Below are 18346 nucleotides of genomic sequence, written 5' to 3' on the forward strand. Positions count from 1 at the left end.
CGTAAACGCCTTATCCAGCCTACAGATTAAATTCCCGTAGGCTGGATAAGCATAGCGCCATCCGGCGATTAAATCCTACTTCCCGCCAGCCAGTTCCAGAAAACTTCCCGTTACGTAGGACGCCTTCTCGCTCAGCAGCCAGGTAATCGCCTGCGCGACCTCCTCCGGTTGTCCGCCGCGCTGCATAGGCAACATCGATTTCACGCGATCGACCCTTCCCGGCTCGCCGCCTGATGCGTGCATTTCAGTGTAGATAAGACCAGGTCGCACGCAGTTTACGCGGATCCCTTGCGCCGCAACCTCCAGCGCAAGGCCGGTGGTGAGCGTGTCCACAGCGCCTTTTGAGGCTGCGTAATCAACATATTCGAATGGCGCACCAAGCCGCGATGCAGCCGAAGAGACATTTACAATCGCCCCGCCTTGCCCTCCGTGTTTGAACGACATCCGCTTTACCGCTTCCCGACAACACAAAAAATAGCCGGTAACATTGGTCGCCAGCACGCGGTTAATTCTTTCAGCGGTTAGGCTTTCCACCGTGCTCTGTTCAAACAAAATCCCGGCATTATTCACTAACGCAGTCAGTGGTTCACCTTTCGCGGTCAATAGATTCAAACATTGCCACAACCTGGCTTTCATCGCTGATATCAGCCCGTAGAGCAAACGCCTTTCCCCCGACAGCGACAATGGTATTCACCACCTCCGTTGCCGCACGGATATTGTGATGAAAGTTAACCGCAACCGTGTAACCCTCTTGCGCTAACTGCAGCGCGGTTGCCCGCCCGATGCCACGACTGCCGCCAGTAACCAGTGCGATTCCCATGGATACCTCCAGATATGAAAAAGCCGGGAGGCGACTTCGCCTTACCCGGCCTACAAAAGCTTTACTGCGCGGAAAAGTTACTGATATTCGCTCATCGGCACGCAGGAGCAGAACAGGTTACGGTCACCGTAAACATCATCAAGGCGTTTCACGGTCGGCCAGTATTTGTTCGCCACACCAGCCGGGAAGACGGCGATTTCGCGGCTATAACCGTGATTCCACTCCGCGACAAGCTCGTTTTGCGTGTGCGGCGAGTTAACCAGCGGGTTATCTTCCAGTGACCATTCACCGGCTTTCACGCGATCGATTTCAGCGCGGATTGCCAGCATCGCATTGATAAAGCGATCAAGTTCCACTTTGCTTTCAGATTCAGTCGGTTCAACCATCAGGGTACCCGCGACCGGGAATGACATAGTCGGCGCATGGAAACCGTAATCGATCAGACGCTTGGCAATATCCAGTTCGCTAATGCCGGTCTCTTCTTTCAGTGGGCGAATGTCGAGAATACATTCATGCGCCACGCGACCGTCGCGACCGGTATACAGTACCGGATAAGCATCTTTCAGACGGCTGGCAATGTAGTTAGCATTAAGGATCGCCACCTGGCTTGCCTGCTTCAGACCTTCTGCGCCCATCATACGGATGTACATCCAGCTGATTGGCAGAATAGATGCGCTACCGAACGGCGCCGCAGAAACTGCGCCCTGACGGGTGAGCATTCCTTCAATCTGCACTACGCTGTGACCCGGTACGAACGGTGCCAAATGTGATTTGACGCCAATCGGTCCCATACCTGGGCCGCCGCCGCCGTGCGGAATGCAGAATGTTTTATGCAGGTTGAGGTGCGAGACATCTGCGCCGATAAAGCCTGGCGTGGTGATCCCAACCTGAGCGTTCATGTTCGCGCCATCAAGGTAAACCTGGCCGCCAAACTGGTGTACAACGTCGCACACTTCACGGATCGTTTCTTCATACACGCCGTGAGTAGACGGATAGGTCACCATGATGCAGGAGAGGTTCGCAGCATGTTGTTCTGCTTTTGCTCGCAGATCGTCCAGGTCAATGTTGCCGTTCTTATCACAGGCGACAACCACTACCTGCATCCCCGCCATCTGTGCGGATGCCGGATTGGTGCCGTGGGCAGAAGCCGGGATCAGACAGATATCGCGATGGCCTTCGTTACGGCTTTCGTGATAGTGACGAATCGCCAGCAGACCCGCATACTCGCCCTGCGCGCCGGAGTTCGGCTGCATGCAGACGGCGTCATAACCGGTCAGTTTTACCAGCCACTCGGAAAGCTGGCCGATCATCTGGTGATAACCTTCTGCCTGCTCTGGCGGGCAGAACGGGTGAAGTTCAGCGAATTCCGGCCAGGTGATAGGGATCATCTCGGCGGCAGCGTTCAGCTTCATGGTGCAAGAACCCAGCGGGATCATTGCCTGGTTCAGCGCCAGATCTTTGCGCTCCAGCGAGTGCATGTAGCGCATCATCTCGGTTTCGCTGTGATAGCGATTAAACACCGGATGGCTGAGGATCGCATCGTCACGCAGCATGCTGTCCTGAATGGAACGGCTGTCGAGCGCCACATCTTTATCCAGCGTATCGATATTCAAACCGTGGCTGTCGCCCAGCAGAACATTGAACAACTGCACCACGTTTTCACGGGTGGTGGTTTCATCAAGCGTAATACCTACCGCGTTATGGATATCGCTACGCAGGTTGATTTCTGCCGCTTCGGCACGCGCCAGAACAGCCGCTTTGTCGGCCACTTCAACACACAGAGTGTCGAAGTAGTGCGCATGGCGCAGCTTCAGCCCTTTCTGCTGCAGACCGGCCGCCAGAATATCAGTCAGGCGGTGGATGCGATTAGCGATACGTTTCAGGCCAACCGGACCATGATAAACGGCATACAGGCTGGCGATGTTGGCCAGCAGAACCTGCGAGGTACAAATGTTGGAGTTCGCTTTCTCGCGGCGGATATGCTGCTCGCGAGTCTGCATCGCCATGCGCAGTGCGGTATTGCCCGCCGCATCTTTCGATACGCCGATAATACGGCCTGGCATGGAGCGTTTGAATTCGTCTTTAGCGGCGAAGAATGCCGCGTGTGGGCCGCCGTAACCCATCGGAACGCCGAAGCGTTGCGCAGAGCCGAAAACAATATCCGCGCCCTGTTTGCCCGGTGCAGTCAGCAGTACCAGCGCCATAAAGTCGGCAGCGACACTGACCACAACTTTACGGGATTTCAGCTCGGCAATCAGTTTGCTGTAGTCGTGCACTTCACCGGTGGTGCCAACCTGCTGCAACAGCACGCCAAACACATCCTGGTGATCCAGAGCTTTCGCCGCGTCATCAACAATGACGTCAAAGCCAAAGGTTTCTGCACGGGTGCGAACCACGTCCAGCGTTTGCGGGTGAACATCAGCCGCCACAAAGAAACGGTTGGCATTTTTCAGTTTGCTGACACGTTTGGCCATCGCCATGGCTTCAGCAGCCGCAGTGGCTTCATCCAGCAGCGAGGCAGAAGCCATATCCAGGCCCGTCAGGTCCAGTGTGACCTGTTGGAAGTTCAGCAGAGCTTCCAGTCGTCCCTGGGAGACTTCCGGCTGATACGGCGTATATGCGGTGTACCAGCCTGGGTTTTCCAGCATGTTACGCAGAATAACCGGTGGCAACTGCACGGCGGTGTAGCCCATGCCAATGTAGGACGTGAAGCGCTTGTTACGCCCGGCGATGGCTTTTAATTCAGCCAGCGCAGCGTATTCGGTCGCCGCCTCGCCCACCTGTGGCGGGGTTGCGAGCTGAATGTCTTTCGGCACAATCTGGCCGATCAGCGCGTTTAACGACTCGGCGCCAACCGCATTCAGCATCTCTTGCTGCTGCGCGGCGTCCGGTCCGATGTGGCGTTCAATGAAAGCGCCGCTGTTTTCAAGCTGGCTTAACGTCTGTGTCATGGGCGATGGTTCCTGAAACGTGCAGTGAATCGTGATGGTCTCTGTCTACGTGCCCGGTGGCGCTAGCGCTTACCGGGCCTACGCATGCTTTGTAGGCCGGATAAGCGCAGCGCCATCCGGCAAAAGCGTATTTACTCGTCTTCTAACAAAGCTTCGTATGCGGTCGCATCCAACAGCGATTCAATTTCGCTTTCATCGCTGGCTTTGATTTTGAAAATCCAGCCACCCGCATACGGCTCGCTGTTGACCAGTTCCGGGGAGTCGCTGAGCGCATCGTTAACCGCAACAATCTCACCGCCTACTGGCGCATAGATATCGGATGCCGCTTTTACGGACTCCGCAACGGCGCAATCATCGCCCGCGCTGACGGTGGCGCCAACTTCTGGCAGGTCAACGAAAACCATGTCACCTAACAGCTCCTGAGCGTGTTCGGTGATACCAACGGTGTAAGAGCCGTCAGCTTCTTTGCGCAGCCATTCGTGTTCTTTGCTGTATTTCAGTTCTGCAGGTACGTTGCTCATCAATCAATCTCCAAAAAAGGATGAATTACGCGACGGCTTTGCCGTTACGCACAAAAACAGGTTTAGTCACTTTTACCGGCATTTCACGGTTACGGATCTGTACGATCGCAGTCTCACCGATACCCGCAGGCACACGCGCCAACGCGATGCTGTAACCCAGGGTTGGGGAGAATGTGCCACTGGTGATAATGCCTTCATGCTGGTTGCCAGAAGCATCGGTGAAACGCACCGGCAGTTCATTACGCAGCACGCCCTTCTCAGTCATCACCAGCCCGACCAGCTGTTCGTGGCCTTTTTCACGCTGCATTTCCAGCGCTTCACGACCAATAAAGTCGCGGTCAGCCGGTTCCCACGCGATGGTCCAGCCCATGTTGGCCGCCAGCGGAGAAATACCTTCGTCCATCTCCTGGCCATACAGGTTCATACCCGCTTCCAGACGCAGGGTGTCACGCGCGCCGAGACCGCAAGGTTTGACACCAGCCTGAACCAGCGCACACCAGAAATCTGCCGCCTTTTCATTCGGCATGGCAATTTCATAACCTGCTTCGCCGGTATAACCGGTGGTTGCGATAAACAAATCACCTGCCTGAACGCCGAAAAACGGCTTCATGCCTTCAACCGCATGACGCTGCTCGTCAGTAAACAACGTAGCTGCTTTTTCCTGCGCGTTTGGACCCTGCACCGCAATCAGCGACAGGTCGTCACGAACGGTGATGTCGATGGCGTAAGGTTCAGCGTGTTGGGTAATCCAAGAGAGGTCTTTTTCGCGGGTGGCGGAGTTTACAACGAGGCGGAAGAAATCTTCAGTGAAGTAGTAGACAATCAGGTCATCTATCACGCCGCCCGAAGCGTTGAGCATCCCGGAGTAGAGGGCTTTACCCGTCTTCGTTAGCTTCGCGACGTCGTTTGCCAGCAGATAACGCAAGAACTCCCGGGTGCGGCTACCGCGCAGGTCGACGATGGTCATATGCGACACATCAAACATTCCGGCGTCGGTGCGAACAGCATGGTGTTCATCGAGCTGAGAACCGTAATGCAGTGGCATCATCCAGCCATGGAAATCGACCATGCGCGCGCCACATAGCGTGTGTTGTTCGTACAAAGGAGTCTGTTGAGCCATCTTTTCCTCGTTGAATAAGCGGGGCTACCAACTCTTTCGCGGTGAAATTTTCGCCACGAAACCCAGCACCGCAGCCGCTCCAGGGGCTACGACGCAAACGTTCTCTTTGTCCTGAACTTACCACCGAAACAGACGCTAAACCATAAGTCAAAATTAACCATCACATTAGCTTATGGCGAAAAACAGCCAGATCGCTAACAGAATAAAACTCCATACACATAACAATTAATCAGAACAACAAACGAATATAAGCGCAAAATTACAGCACCAATCCATATTAAATGTGGAAAAAATGTCAAAAATGGCGTTATGAAAAAAACGTAAAATTAGAAAAACTAATGCGAAAAAAGGAGTGGAATTAGATTATTTCAAATGAGAGAAGCACCCCGGCGCGAAGGCCGGGAGAGGAAAGTGTGACGGGTCTCAAACTCTTAAGATTGTCCTTACGGACACTAACGTAACCACTCGGGAAGATCGTTCAGTCCCATCGCCTGACGGATGAGTTGTGGTTTTACGCCCGGCAGGGTATCGGCCAGTTTCAGCCCAATATCGCGTAGCAGTTTTTTCGCCGGATTCTCGCCTGCAAACAGTTCACGGAAACCCTGCATCCCCGCCAGCATCAGCGCTGCGCTATGCTTACGGCTGCGCTCGTAGCGGCGTAAATAGAGATACTGACCAATATCTTTTCCCTGACGCTGTAGCCGCTTAAGCTCATCGATCAGTTCCGCCGCATCCATAAAGCCAAGGTTAACCCCCTGACCCGCCAGCGGGTGGATGGTATGCGCCGCATCCCCCACCAGCGCCAGACGATGGGCCGCGAACTGGCGGGCATAACGTCCCGTCAGCGGAAACGCCTGACGTTCGCTTTCAAGGCTGCACAGCCCCAGACGATTATCAAAGGCGATATTCAGCGCCTGATTAAACTCGTCAACGCTTGCCTGCTGCATACGTTCTGCTTCCTGCGGCGAGAGCGACCAGACGATAGAGCACAGGTGCGGATCGCTGAGTGGCAGGAATGCCAGAATCCCCTCGCCATGAAACGCCTGACGCGCAACCGCACCGTGAGCTTCCTGCGTACGGATAGTCGCCACCAGCGCATGATGACGGTAGTCCCAGAAGGTGAGCGGAATGTCCGCTTTATTGCGCAGCCAGGAATTAGCGCCATCGGCACCGACGACCAGACGCGCCGTCAGCATTGCGCCATCTTTGAGGCTCAGAAATGCCTCGTTCTCGCCCCAGGCCACCTGCTGTATTTCAGCTGGCGCCATCATCGTAATATCCGCTGAACGCTGCGCCTTTTGCCACAGTGCATAATGGATTTCTGAGTTTTCAACGATGTGACCCAAATGGCTGTAGCCCATGCTCTGGTCATCAAACGCAATACGTCCAAAGCTGTCTTTGTCCCAGACTTCCATGCCGTGGTAGCAGCAAGCGCGACGAGCAACAATGTCGGACCAGACGCCAAGACGGGTAAGCAGTTTTTCGCTGGCTGCATTAATGGCCGAAACGCGAAGCTGAGGAGGAGCATCCGCCGCCAACGGCTGCGGAACATGTTGTTCTAACACCGCAACGCGCAACCCGCTGCCCTGCAGGCCGCAGGCAACCGCTAGTCCCACCATGCCGCCACCAACAATTGCTACATCAACACTTTGCACTGTTTATACCTCGAAACCTGTAATCCGTAGGCCTGATAAGCGCAGCGCCATCAGGCATTTTTGCGGGGACCCTTGCCGGATGTCGGCGTTGCCTTATCCGACCTACAGGTCATATTTATCGTGCAACCCAACCCAGGGTCCGCTCCGCCAGCGCATCGCGCGCAGGGGTGAATAATTCCATCGCCATCAACCCGACATTGCGCCCAACAACCAGCGGGGCCCAGTGATTGGCAAACAAATACACTAAATTGTTGGTCACACCAATCGTCGTCTCGCGATCGCGCTCGCGGCGCTGCTGATAACGTGCCAGCACCGCATAATCACCGACATCTTCCGCGCCGTTTTGCGCCTGCGTCAGCGTCTCAGCAAGGCTCATTACATCGCGCAGGCCAAGGTTGAAACCTTGCCCGGCAATGGGATGCAGCGTCTGGGCGGCGTTCCCTACCAGCACGGTACGATGGGTAATCGCTTTCAGCGCCGTAGTTAACGAAAGCGGATAAGCGCTGCGTTTACCAGCCTGGGTAATACGTCCCAGTCGCCAGCCAAAAGCGGTTTGTAGTTCACGGCAAAACTGTTCGTCGGACCAGGTCATGATCTCATCACGCTGCTCCAGTGGATGGCACCACACCAGCGAGCAGCGACCGTCAGACATTGGCAGCATTGCCAGCGGGCCATATTGCGTGAAGCGTTCAAACGCTCGCCCGTCGTGCGGTACAGAGGTCGTGACGTTGGCAATCACCGCCAGTTGCTCATAAGGCTGTTGCAGCCAGTCAACACCGCAGGCAGTCGCCAGTGCGGAACGCGTGCCGTCAGCAGCCACCAGCAGGCGACCGGTAATCATCTCGCCATTCTCCAGCGTCACTTCAACGCGATCCTGCGTGCGCGACACGCTGGCTACGCGGTCGGGGCAGTGCAATGTGACACCCGGTGCTTTGCGCAGCAGCGCAAACAGACGCAGCCCGACGTCGTGCAGTTCTACCACCTGGCCCAGAGCAGGAATACGGTATTCCTGCGCATCCAGCGTCACAAATCCGGCATGGCCGCGATCGCTGACGTGAACCGTTTTAATGGCCGTTGCGCAATCGGCAATCGCCTGCCATACGCCAATTCGCGCCAGCTGTTGGCAGGTTCCTGCCGCCAGCGCGATCGCCCGGGCGTCAAACCCGGGATGGCGGTCAGTTTCAGGTTCGCTCGCTTCTATCAGATGAACCGGCAGAGTCCCATGGCTGAGCTGAGAAATGGCCAGCGCCAGCGTCGCGCCAACCATACCACCACCAACGATAATCACACTCATTGCAGTCGCGCCGCAGCCATTAAGGCTTCAATGTCATCAGCTTTCTTCACTACGCTGGCGGTCAGGTTTTCATTGCCGTCCTCGGTGATGAGGATGTCATCCTCAATACGAATGCCGATACCACGATAAGCCGGTGGTACATCAGCATCCGGCGCGATATACAGTCCCGGTTCGACGGTGAGTACCATTCCCGGCTCAAGAATACGTGAGCGGTCCTGACCATAAACGCCGACGTCGTGCACATCCAGACCCAGCCAGTGACTTAGACCATGCATAAAGAATGGGCGGTGCGCATTTTCGGTAATCAACTGATCGACATCACCGTGCAGAATGCCAAGCTGTACCAGGCCCGTAATCATGATACGCACCACTTCGCCAGTGACTTCCTGAATGGACGTTCCGGGACGATACAGACGCAGGCTGGTCTCTAAGGATTCCAGTACGATATCGTAGATTTCACGCTGTGCTGGGGTAAATTTACCGTTTACCGGGAAGGTACGCGTAATGTCACCCGCATAGCCTTTGTATTCACAGCCAGCGTCAATCAGCACCAAATCGCCATCGCGCATTTCACTTTCATTTTCGGTGTAATGCAGGATACAGCCGTTTTCACCGCTGCCGACAATCGTGTTATAGGACGGATAACGCGCGCCATGACGGGTAAATTCATGGTGAATCTCCCCTTCTAACTGGTATTCAAACATTCCCGGACGGCATTTTTCCATCGCGCGGGTATGCGCCAGTGCGGTGATTTCTCCGGCACGACGCATGACCGCGATTTCTTCCGGTGATTTGAACAGGCGCATTTCATGCACCATCGGACGCCAGTCGATAATCGCGGCAGGCGCGTGCAGATTTTGTCTGGAGCCTTTGCGCAGTTTATCCAGCGCCGTGCACACAATCTCGTCGGCCCAGGCATACTCGCCCTGGGCGTGGTATACCGCGTCCAGACCATTGAGCAGCAAATACAGCTGTTGATTGATTTCACTGAAGGCCAGCGCCCGGTCAACGCCAAGTTTTGCCGGGGCAGCATCCTGGCCCAGACGGCGGCCAAACCAGATCTCCGCCGTCAGATCGCGAACCCGATTGAACAAAACGCTGTGGTTATGAGTGTCATCACTTTTGATCAGCACCAGCACGGCTTCAGGTTCGTTAAAACCGGTGAAGTACCAGAAATCACTGCTTTGGCGGTAAGGGTATTCACTGTCCGCGCTACGCGTCGTTTCCGGTGCGGCAAAAATCAGCGCGGCGCTGCCGGGCTGCATTTGTGCCAGTAAAGCCTGGCGACGACGCTGGAATTCTTGCTGAGATATCTCGCTCATCACACTCTCCTTTGCGTTTCGTTCTTAGTGCAGAGTCGGTTTACGGACTTCCGGCGCGGTCGGCTGCTGACGCGTAAACGTGTCATGACACAGCAAGGCGGCTACGCGCACGTATTCGATGATCTCTTCGAGCGACATTTCCAGCTCTTCCTGATCTTCGTCTTCGTCATATCCCAATTGAGCGATATTGCGCAGGTCGTCAATCGCTTCCCCGGTTTCGCCGGTCACTTTGTCGAGCTTCGGTTGCGTGACGCCAAGGCCCAGTAAAAAGTGGTTTACCCATCCCGCCAGCGCATCGGCGCGATCGAACACGCTGACGTCATCCCCTTCAGGCAGATAAAGCTGAAAAAGGAAGCCGTCGTCTTCGAGGGCATCACTGGTGGCTGAGTGCATTTTCAGCAGCGCCTGAGCCAGCTCGTGACCAAAGGCCAGACCTTCGTTCGTCAGGTCGTGCAGCAGCGGCTGCCATGAGCTGTCGTTATTTCCGCCGCAAATCATTCCGCTTATCAAGCCGTGCATTTCGGCCGGGGTTAATCCAGCCCCTTGTTGGTTCAAAAACTGGCTAACTTCGTTGTAACCAGGCATTTCGTTCTGTATAGACATAAGCATTCGTCATCAAAGGGAGGAATATTCATGGTATGCTACCACTTTGGACCCTGGTGGACCAGAAAAGGGCTTGTATCTTGATACCAGGGTAGCTATAGTGTCGCCCCTTCGCGGACCCACGGTCTGGAGACGAAGGCAGCGCAGTCAATCAGCAGGAAGGTGGCATGTCTGCACAACCCGTCGATATCCAAATATTTGGCCGTTCACTGCGAGTGAATTGCCCGCCTGAACAAAGGGATGCGTTGAATCAGGCTGCGGACGATCTCAATCAGCGATTGCAAGATCTGAAAGTTCGCACTAGAGTCACAAATACTGAGCAGTTGGTTTTCATCGCCGCGTTGAACATCAGCTATGAATTAACTCAGGAAAAAGCGAAGACGCGTGAGTACGCGGCGAGCATGGAACAACGTATTCGGATGCTACAACAGACCATCGAACAGGCGTTGCTTGATCAGGGTCGCATAACCGAAAAAACGGGCCAAAACTTTGAATAACACTTTTCGGTTTACTGTGGTAGAGTGACCGTGAAGACAAAATTTCTCTGAGATGTTTGCAAGCGGGCCAGTCCCCTGAGCCGATATTTCATACCACAAGAATGTGGCGCTCCACGGTTGGTGAGCATGCTCGGCCCGTCCGAGAAGCCTTAAAACTGTGACGACGCATTCACCTTGAACCAAGGGTTCAAGGGTTACAGCCTGCGGCGGCATCTCGGAGATTCCCTTCTACCTGGCAACAGCCATGACATTACTTTCTGAACTCCCTTTATCCCGGCAAGAAATCCGTCAACTGATTCGGCAACGTCGTCGTGCGCTTACCTCCGAACAGCAACGACAATACGGTCAGCAAGCCGCGACCCGAATGCTCAGTTATCCCCCTGTTGTACTCGCTCATACGGTGGCGGTATTCCTCTCGTTCGATGGCGAACTCGATACCCAGCCGCTAATAGATCAGCTGTGGCGAGCGGGCAAGCGCGTCTATCTTCCGGTTCTTCATCCCTTCAGCCCTGGCAACCTGCTGTTCCTGCACTACCATCCGCACAGCGATCTGGTAACCAATCGCTTAAAGATCCAGGAACCACGACTTGATGTACGTGACGTATTGCCGCTCTCACAACTGGATGTACTGATTACGCCGTTAGTGGCGTTTGATGAGGTCGGGCAACGCCTGGGTATGGGCGGTGGATTTTATGACCGTACGTTGCAAAACTGGCAGCAGCATAAGATCCAGCCCGTAGGCTACGCGCACGATTGTCAGCGAGTGGAAAAGCTGCCTGTCGAAGAATGGGATATCCCACTGCCTGCGGTGGTGACGCCATCCAAAATCTGGGAGTGGTAGCTTTTTTTGCCAATTGCGGCAAGGCTCGAAAACAGAATGTATGCGTGACAGGAAGAGATTTTGAGGCCGGGAAATCAGAGGAAAGATGGGCAGGTCAACCGCCTGCCCATGTAGAGGAAATCAGTACAGCAGACGAGCGCGAATGGTTCCCGGAAGGGCTTTCATCGCCAGCAGCGCTTTCTCTGCCACATCTTCATCCGCTTCAATATCAATAACCACGTAACCTACCTGTGCGGAAGTCTGCAGATACTGCGCGGCAATGTTGACGCCCTGCTCGGCAAAAATCTGGTTCAGCGCAGTCAGTACGCCCGGACGGTTTTCGTGAATGTGCATCAGACGACGACCGCCGTGCAGCGGCAGCGAAACTTCCGGGAAGTTAACTGCAGACAGCGTAGAGCCGTTGTCGGAATACTTGGTCAGTTTCCCAGCCACTTCCAGACCGATGTTTTCCTGTGCTTCCAGCGTTGAACCACCAATGTGCGGCGTCAGGATCACGTTGTCGAAATCACACAGCGGCGAAGTGAAAGGATCGCTGTTGGTTGCCGGCTCGGTTGGGAATACGTCGATTGCTGCCCCTGCCAGGTGCTTGGTCGCTAACGCGTCGCACAGCGCAGGAATATCAACAACTGTGCCGCGTGCGGCGTTAATCAGCAGTGCGCCTGGTTTCATCAAGGCAATCTCACGCGCGCCCATCAGATTTTTGGTGGAGGCATTTTCCGGTACGTGCAAACTGACCACGTCGCTCATATTGAGCAGGTCGGAAAGATGCTGCACCTGCGTGGCGTTGCCGAGCGGGAGTTTATTTTCAATATCATAGAAATAGACGTGCATCCCCAGCGATTCCGCCAGAATGCCTAGCTGAGTACCAATGTGGCCGTAGCCGATGATCCCCAGTTTTTTGCCACGCGCTTCAAACGAGCCGGTAGCCAGTTTATTCCACACGCCGCGGTGTGCTTTGGCGTTTGCTTCGGGTACGCCGCGTAGCAGGAGCAGCAGTTCGCCAATCACCAGTTCCGCAACGGAACGCGTGTTAGAGAATGGCGCATTAAACACGGGGATCCCGCGCTTTGCCGCAGCGCTGAGATCAACCTGGTTGGTGCCGATACAGAAGCAGCCAATCGCGACCAGTTTCTCTGCGGCGTCAATCACATCTTCAGTCAGATGGGTACGGGATCGCAGGCCAATGAAGTGGGCATCACGGATGGACTCTTTCAGTTGTTCAGTGTCCAGAGCGCCTTTATGAAACTCGATGTTGGTATAACCTGCTGCACGAAGGCTTTCGAGCGCTTTTTGATGCACGCCTTCAACCAGCAGAAATTTAATCTTATCTTTCTCCAGTGATACCTTTGCCATTTCCCCGACCCTGTCTTTTTTTGTTCAAACTGATGTGTTGTGTGTGGGATTTTCATCCGTCTCTTCAACATATCAAAAAATAATATTGCGGCAATATGAACGTTTGCGTCGCCGTGCTGAAGAAATGTCATTCAGAGAGAAATGTCAGAGGAAAATACTGGCGATAACTTTTTCCTTGGAGAGATCGGCAGGACAATATTATAAACGTGACACAAGTCACCAAATTTGCCCTGCCAAAATTTTTTTAACGGGAGAAGACACTCCCGTCAGATCATTTTACGATAGTTTTCACGCCGTCTGGCGTACCGATCAGCGCGACATCCGCACCACGGTTGGCAAACAGACCGACGGTTACCACGCCCGGAATCGCATTGATGGCGTTTTCCATCGCGATGGCATCGAGGATCTCCAGACCGTGTACATCAAGGATCACGTTACCATTGTCCGTCACTACACCCTGACGGTATTCAGGACGACCGCCCAGCTTCACCAACTGGCGAGCCACAGCGCTGCGCGCCATTGGGATCACTTCAACCGGCAGCGGGAAGTTACCGAGAATATCGACTTCTTTGGACGCGTCGGCAATGCAGATAAATTTCTTCGCCACGGAAGCAATAATTTTTTCACGGGTCAACGCTGCGCCGCCGCCCTTGATCATCTGCATGTGGCCGTTGATTTCATCCGCGCCGTCAACGTATACGCCGAGGCTGTCCACTTCGTTAAGATCGAACACGTGGATACCGAGGCTTTTGAGTTTTTCGGTTGAAGCGTCCGAACTGGATACCGCACCTTCAATCTGACCTTTCATTGTGCCCAGCGCATCAATAAAGTGTGCGGCTGTTGAACCTGTACCTACGCCCACAATGGTACCGGGCTGTACATACTGAAGTGCCGCCCATCCTACTGCTTTTTTCAGTTCATCCTGCGTCATGATCGTTTCGCCTGTGGTGTGAATATGGTGGGAAAATTCACGCGCATTATAGAACATTGTGCAGAAAAATGTCCCCACACCCGCTCGCAAGCGGCGGATTTCGTCTTTACCCAACCTAAATTTGTGTCATAGTGCAGAACAAGCAAAATTTTCAGGAGTGCGTCAAAGCAATGAAACGTCCGGACTACAGAACACTACAAGCACTGGATGCGGTTATTCGTGAACGAGGATTTGAGCGCGCGGCGCAAAAGCTGTGCATCACGCAATCCGCGGTTTCACAGCGCATAAAACAGCTTGAGAATATGTTCGGACAACCGCTGCTGGTGCGTACCGTACCACCACGCCCAACCGAACAGGGGCAAAAACTACTGGCGCTTTTGCGTCAGGTTGAACTGCTGGAAGACGAGTGGCTGGGTGATGAACAAACCGGTTCGACGCCGCTGCTGCTCTCACTGGCGGTGAACGCCGACAGTCTGGCGACCTGGTTGCTTCCGGCGCTGGCTCCGGTACTGGCAAATTCGCCGATTCGGCTGAACCTGCAGGTTGAGGATGAAACCCGAACTCAGGAACGTCTGCGTCGTGGTGAAGTGGTCGGTGCGGTGAGTATTCAACATCAGGCGCTGCCAAGCTGTCTGGTGGATAAACTCGGCGCGCTGGACTACCTGTTTGTTGGCTCTAAACCTTTCGCCGAGCGTTATTTCCCTAACGGCGTCACCCGCTCTGCCCTGCTGAAAGCCCCAGCGGTAGCGTTTGACCATCTTGATGATATGCACCAGGCGTTCCTGCAACAAAACTTCGACCTGCCGCCGGGCAGCGTGCCGTGCCATATCGTTAACTCGTCTGAAGCCTTTGTTCAATTGGCGCGTCAGGGAACGACCTGCTGCATGATCCCCCACTTGCAGATTGAGAAAGAACTGGAAAGCGGCGAACTTATCGACTTAACGCCGGGCCTGTTCCAGCGCCGGATGCTGTACTGGCACCGTTTTGCGCCGGAAAGCCGCATGATGCGCAACGTCACCGATGCGCTGCTGGCCTATGGTCACAACGTACTGCGTCAGGATTAAACCGCTCATAACCTCTGAGTGCCGGATGGTGGCGTAACGCCCTATCCGGCCGACAAGTCTTTTACCCTCTTTTCATGCTATTCCCGCCACGTCTTTGAAATAAATCACAAAATCAAACACGCCACGCGGCAAAAAACGACGCCCTGTTGGCTATTTTTTGCTGGCGACAAGCCAAATGAAAAAGCTCACCGTATTCGCAAAGATTCAACTTATTGCGTAATACGGAGCAAAAAATGGCAAACGTGCAGGAGTGGCAAACACTCGCCAATAAAGAACTCAGTCGACGGGAAAAAACCGTCGAGTCGCTGGAAAGACAGACGGCGGAAGGGATTGCCATCAAGCCGCTGTACACCGAAGAAGACCTCGATAATCTGGAAGTCACGGGCACCCTTCCCGGTCTGCCGCCTTACGTGCGTGGCCCGCGCGCCACCATGTATACCGCGCAGCCGTGGACCATTCGTCAATACGCTGGTTTCTCTACCGCCAAAGAGTCCAACGCCTTTTACCGCCGCAACCTCGCCGCCGGGCAAAAAGGGCTTTCCGTCGCCTTTGACCTTGCCACCCATCGTGGATATGACTCTGACAACCCGCGCGTGGCGGGTGACGTCGGCAAAGCGGGCGTGGCGATCGATACCGTCGAAGATATGAAGATACTGTTCGACCAGATCCCGCTGGATAAGATGTCGGTATCGATGACCATGAACGGCGCGGTTCTACCGGTGCTGGCATTTTATATCGTCGCTGCAGAAGAACAAGGCGTAACACCGGAACAACTCACCGGAACCATTCAGAACGATATTCTGAAAGAGTACCTGTGCCGCAACACCTACATTTATCCACCAAAACCGTCCATGCGCATTATCGCCGACATCATCGCCTGGTGCTCCGGCAACATGCCGCGCTTTAACACCATCAGCATCAGCGGCTATCACATGGGTGAAGCCGGAGCGAACTGCGTGCAGCAGGTAGCGTTTACGCTGGCAGACGGTATTGAATACATCAAAGCCGCACTCTCCGCCGGACTAAAAATTGATGACTTCGCCCCGCGCCTGTCGTTCTTCTTCGGTATCGGCATGGATCTGTTTATGAACGTCGCCATGCTGCGCGCAGCGCGCTATTTGTGGAGTGAAGCGGTCAGTAGCTTTGGTGCGACCAACCCGAAATCTCTCGCTCTGCGTACCCACTGCCAGACGTCCGGCTGGAGCCTGACCGAGCAGGACCCGTACAACAACGTGGTGCGTACTACCATTGAAGCACTCGGCGCTACGCTTGGCGGTACCCAGTCGCTGCATACCAACGCCTTTGATGAAGCGCTCGGTCTGCCCACCGATTTCTCCGCCCGTATTGCGCGTAATACGCAAATCATCATTCAGGAAGAATCAGAGATCTGCCGCACCGTCGATCCGCTGGCCGGATCGTATTACGTCGAGTCACTCACCGATCAAATCGTGAAGCAGGCACGCACGATCATCAAACAGATTGATGAGGCAGGCGGCATGGCGAAAGCGATCGAAGCCGGGCTCCCTAAACGGATGATCGAAGAAGCTTCCGCGCGTGAACAGTCGCTGATCGACCAGGGTAAGCGCGTTATCGTCGGCGTCAATAAGTACAAGCTGGATAAAGAAGACGAGACGTCGGTACTGGAGATCGACAACGTGAAGGTGCGCAACGAGCAGATTGCCTCGCTGAAACATATCCGCACCACCCGCAACAACGATGCCGTCAAGACCGCGCTATCCGCGCTGACCCACGCCGCGCAACATAATGAAAACCTGCTGGCTGCTGCCGTCAACGCCGCCCGCGTTCGCGCCACGCTGGGTGAAATCTCCGACGCGCTGGAAGTCGCTTTTGATCGGTATCTGGTTCCCAGCCAGTGCGTCACCGGAGTGATTGCGCAAAGCTATCATCAGTCTGATAAATCCGCCGATGAGTTCGATACCATCGTTGCGCAAACCGAACAGTTCCTCGCGGAAAATGGCCGCCGCCCGCGTATTCTGATCGCCAAGATGGGTCAGGACGGCCACGATCGCGGCGCGAAGGTGATCGCCAGCGCCTACTCCGATCTCGGCTTTGATGTCGATCTCAGCCCGATGTTCTCCACACCGGAAGAGATCGCCCGCCTGGCGGTAGAAAACGATGTGCATGTGATTGGTGCCTCATCGCTGGCCGCCGGCCATAAAACGCTGATCCCGGAACTGGTTACCGCACTCAAAAAATGGGGGCGTGAAGATATCTGCGTGGTAGCAGGAGGTGTTATTCCGCCGCAGGATTACGACTTTCTGCACGAGCATGGCGTGGCAGCCATTTATGGCCCCGGCACGCCAATGCTCGACAGCGTCCGCGATGTGTTAACCCGTATCAGTCAGCATCATGATTAACGCCGCCACGCTTGAAGATACCGTCCGTCGTTTGCGACTCGGTGAACGGGCTACGCTCGCCCAGGCGATGACGCTGGTCGAAAGCAACCACCCGCGCCACCAGCCGCTGAGTACGCAATTGCTGGACGCGATTATGCCGTTCACCGGTAACGCCCTGCGCTTAGGGATCACCGGTACGCCGGGCGCGGGCAAAAGCACTTTCCTGGAAGCATTCGGCATGCTGCTTATCCACCACGGATTACGGGTAGCGGTGATCGCCGTCGATCCCAGCAGCCCGGTCAGCGGCGGCAGCATTCTTGGCGATAAAACCCGCATGACGGAGCTGGCCCGCGCCGAATCTGCGTTTATTCGACCGGTCCCTTCCAGCGGTCATTTAGGCGGTGCCAGCCAGCGCGCCCGCGAATTAATGCTGCTGTGCGAAGCGGCTGGCTTTGACGTGGTGATTGTAGAAACCGTCGGCGTAGGGCAGTCAGAAACCGAAGTCGCAGGCATGGTGGATTGCTTTATCTCACTGCAAATCGCTGGCGGTGGCGACGATTTACAGGGCATCAAAAAAGGCCTGATGGAAATGGCGGATCTGGTCGTCATCAATAAGGACGACGGTGATAACCATACCAGCGTTGCCATTGCCCGCCATATGTACGAATCCGCCCTGCATATTCTGCGTCGTAAATATGACGAGTGGCAGCCGCGGGTATTAACCTGTAGCGCCCTGGAAAAACGCGGCATTGAGGAGGTCTGGCAAGCAATAACCGATTTTAAAACGTGCCTGACCGCCAGCGGTAAACTGGGAAAAGTTCGCCAGCAGCAGGCGGTGGACTGGTTACACCAGCAGGCTGAAGAAGAAGCCCTGCATCTGTTGTTTGCCCGCACTGATTTCGACCGCTATTTCCAGCAGACGCTACAGGCCGTCAAAAACAATGATCTTTCGCCACGCACCGGTCTGCGGCACATCAGCGAATTTATTCAGCATCATTACTTTCAATAAAGAGAACA

The 18346-nt window shown here is 54.8% G+C and carries 14 protein-coding genes, 1 other RNA gene and 1 pseudogene; 6 read left to right on the forward strand and 10 right to left on the reverse strand.

Going from position 1 to position 18346, the window contains the following annotated elements:
• Positions 1–75: 75 nt before the first annotated feature.
• The 8 genes and pseudogenes from OGY06_RS19785 to OGY06_RS19820 all read right to left on the reverse strand — a co-directional run bounded on the left by OGY06_RS19785 (position 76) and on the right by OGY06_RS19820 (position 10286).
• Positions 76–820 (reverse strand): annotated as a pseudogene (locus tag OGY06_RS19785) (SDR family oxidoreductase).
• Between the two features lie 77 nt (positions 821–897).
• Complete coding sequence (gcvP, locus tag OGY06_RS19790) at positions 898–3771, reverse strand: aminomethyl-transferring glycine dehydrogenase (RefSeq protein WP_003825499.1); 2874 nt, start codon at positions 3769–3771, stop codon at positions 898–900.
• A gap of 131 nt (positions 3772–3902) precedes the next feature.
• Positions 3903–4292, reverse strand: coding sequence for a glycine cleavage system protein GcvH (gene gcvH, locus OGY06_RS19795; protein WP_003026965.1), 390 nt, complete (start codon positions 4290–4292; stop codon positions 3903–3905).
• 25 nt (positions 4293–4317) lie between these two features.
• The gene (gcvT, locus tag OGY06_RS19800; RefSeq protein ID WP_286605897.1) at positions 4318–5412 is read right to left on the reverse strand and encodes a glycine cleavage system aminomethyltransferase GcvT; all 1095 of its coding nucleotides are present in this window, start codon (positions 5410–5412) and stop codon (positions 4318–4320) included.
• A gap of 452 nt (positions 5413–5864) precedes the next feature.
• Entirely contained in the window at positions 5865–7067 is a 1203-nt protein-coding gene (gene ubiI / locus OGY06_RS19805; RefSeq protein ID WP_003825492.1) for an FAD-dependent 2-octaprenylphenol hydroxylase, read from the reverse strand.
• A gap of 115 nt (positions 7068–7182) precedes the next feature.
• On the reverse strand, positions 7183–8361 hold the full coding sequence (gene ubiH, locus OGY06_RS19810) for a 2-octaprenyl-6-methoxyphenyl hydroxylase (protein WP_126317436.1): 1179 nt from the start codon (positions 8359–8361) through the stop codon (positions 7183–7185).
• Entirely contained in the window at positions 8358–9683 is a 1326-nt protein-coding gene (pepP, locus tag OGY06_RS19815) for a Xaa-Pro aminopeptidase (RefSeq protein ID WP_063940908.1), read from the reverse strand. The genes ubiH and pepP overlap by 4 nt, the downstream gene beginning before the upstream one ends.
• Before the next feature lie 24 nt (positions 9684–9707).
• Positions 9708–10286 carry a YecA/YgfB family protein gene (locus OGY06_RS19820; RefSeq protein WP_003026978.1) on the reverse strand — a complete coding sequence of 193 codons (579 nt, stop codon included), beginning with the start codon at positions 10284–10286 and terminating at the stop codon, positions 9708–9710.
• Positions 10287–10453: 167 nt separating this feature from the next.
• On the opposite strand from OGY06_RS19820, the gene zapA reads away from it, so the two are divergent.
• The 3 genes from zapA to OGY06_RS19835 all read left to right on the forward strand — a co-directional run bounded on the left by zapA (position 10454) and on the right by OGY06_RS19835 (position 11624).
• Positions 10454–10783 carry a cell division protein ZapA gene (zapA, locus tag OGY06_RS19825; protein WP_003026980.1) on the forward strand — a complete coding sequence of 110 codons (330 nt, stop codon included), beginning with the start codon at positions 10454–10456 and terminating at the stop codon, positions 10781–10783.
• Positions 10784–10824: 41 nt separating this feature from the next.
• Positions 10825–11008: non-coding RNA, 6S RNA (gene ssrS / locus OGY06_RS19830), on the forward strand.
• 19 nt (positions 11009–11027) lie between these two features.
• A complete protein-coding gene (locus OGY06_RS19835; RefSeq protein WP_003825482.1) occupies positions 11028–11624 on the forward strand; it encodes a 5-formyltetrahydrofolate cyclo-ligase in 597 nt (198 codons plus the stop codon).
• Between the two features lie 120 nt (positions 11625–11744).
• Here OGY06_RS19835 and serA read toward each other — a convergent pair whose 3' ends face one another.
• Positions 11745–12977 carry a phosphoglycerate dehydrogenase gene (gene serA / locus OGY06_RS19840; protein ID WP_003825480.1) on the reverse strand — a complete coding sequence of 411 codons (1233 nt, stop codon included), beginning with the start codon at positions 12975–12977 and terminating at the stop codon, positions 11745–11747.
• Between the two features lie 271 nt (positions 12978–13248).
• Complete coding sequence (rpiA, locus tag OGY06_RS19845; protein WP_003825479.1) at positions 13249–13908, reverse strand: ribose-5-phosphate isomerase RpiA; 660 nt, start codon at positions 13906–13908, stop codon at positions 13249–13251.
• A 170-nt stretch (positions 13909–14078) separates the two neighbouring features.
• Between rpiA and argP the strand changes: the two genes are divergently transcribed.
• The 3 genes from argP to meaB all read left to right on the forward strand — a co-directional run bounded on the left by argP (position 14079) and on the right by meaB (position 18338).
• Positions 14079–14972, forward strand: coding sequence for a DNA-binding transcriptional regulator ArgP (gene argP / locus OGY06_RS19850; RefSeq protein WP_003825477.1), 894 nt, complete (start codon positions 14079–14081; stop codon positions 14970–14972).
• Between the two features lie 233 nt (positions 14973–15205).
• Positions 15206–17350 carry a methylmalonyl-CoA mutase gene (gene scpA, locus OGY06_RS19855; protein WP_063940906.1) on the forward strand — a complete coding sequence of 715 codons (2145 nt, stop codon included), beginning with the start codon at positions 15206–15208 and terminating at the stop codon, positions 17348–17350.
• Positions 17343–18338, forward strand: a complete 996-nt coding sequence (gene meaB, locus OGY06_RS19860; protein WP_148361495.1) for a methylmalonyl Co-A mutase-associated GTPase MeaB — start codon at positions 17343–17345, stop codon at positions 18336–18338. Before scpA ends, meaB begins: the two co-directional genes overlap by 8 nt.
• The last annotated feature ends 8 nt before the right edge of the window (positions 18339–18346 follow it).

The sequence above is a fragment of the Citrobacter sp. Cpo147 genome, assembly GCF_030332405.1.
In the GTDB taxonomy this organism is placed as follows: Bacteria; Pseudomonadota; Gammaproteobacteria; order Enterobacterales; family Enterobacteriaceae; genus Citrobacter; species Citrobacter portucalensis.

What these genes read in the sequence shown, in the direction of transcription:
- gcvP (WP_003825499.1), bottom strand. Translation starts at nt 3,771, where the DNA reads ATGACACAGACGTTAAGCCAGCTTGAAAACAGCGGCGCTTTCATTGAA.
- gcvH (WP_003026965.1), bottom strand. Translation starts at nt 4,292, where the DNA reads ATGAGCAACGTACCTGCAGAACTGAAATACAGCAAAGAACACGAATGG.
- gcvT (WP_286605897.1), bottom strand. Translation starts at nt 5,412, where the DNA reads ATGGCTCAACAGACTCCTTTGTACGAACAACACACGCTATGTGGCGCG.
- ubiH (WP_126317436.1), bottom strand. Translation starts at nt 8,361, where the DNA reads ATGAGTGTGATTATCGTTGGTGGTGGTATGGTTGGCGCGACGCTGGCG.
- pepP (WP_063940908.1), bottom strand. Translation starts at nt 9,683, where the DNA reads ATGAGCGAGATATCTCAGCAAGAATTCCAGCGTCGTCGCCAGGCTTTA.
- OGY06_RS19820 (WP_003026978.1), bottom strand. Translation starts at nt 10,286, where the DNA reads ATGTCTATACAGAACGAAATGCCTGGTTACAACGAAGTTAGCCAGTTT.
- zapA (WP_003026980.1), top strand. Translation starts at nt 10,454, where the DNA reads ATGTCTGCACAACCCGTCGATATCCAAATATTTGGCCGTTCACTGCGA.
- OGY06_RS19835 (WP_003825482.1), top strand. Translation starts at nt 11,028, where the DNA reads ATGACATTACTTTCTGAACTCCCTTTATCCCGGCAAGAAATCCGTCAA.
- serA (WP_003825480.1), bottom strand. Translation starts at nt 12,977, where the DNA reads ATGGCAAAGGTATCACTGGAGAAAGATAAGATTAAATTTCTGCTGGTT.
- rpiA (WP_003825479.1), bottom strand. Translation starts at nt 13,908, where the DNA reads ATGACGCAGGATGAACTGAAAAAAGCAGTAGGATGGGCGGCACTTCAG.
- argP (WP_003825477.1), top strand. Translation starts at nt 14,079, where the DNA reads ATGAAACGTCCGGACTACAGAACACTACAAGCACTGGATGCGGTTATT.
- scpA (WP_063940906.1), top strand. Translation starts at nt 15,206, where the DNA reads ATGGCAAACGTGCAGGAGTGGCAAACACTCGCCAATAAAGAACTCAGT.
- meaB (WP_148361495.1), top strand. Translation starts at nt 17,343, where the DNA reads ATGATTAACGCCGCCACGCTTGAAGATACCGTCCGTCGTTTGCGACTC.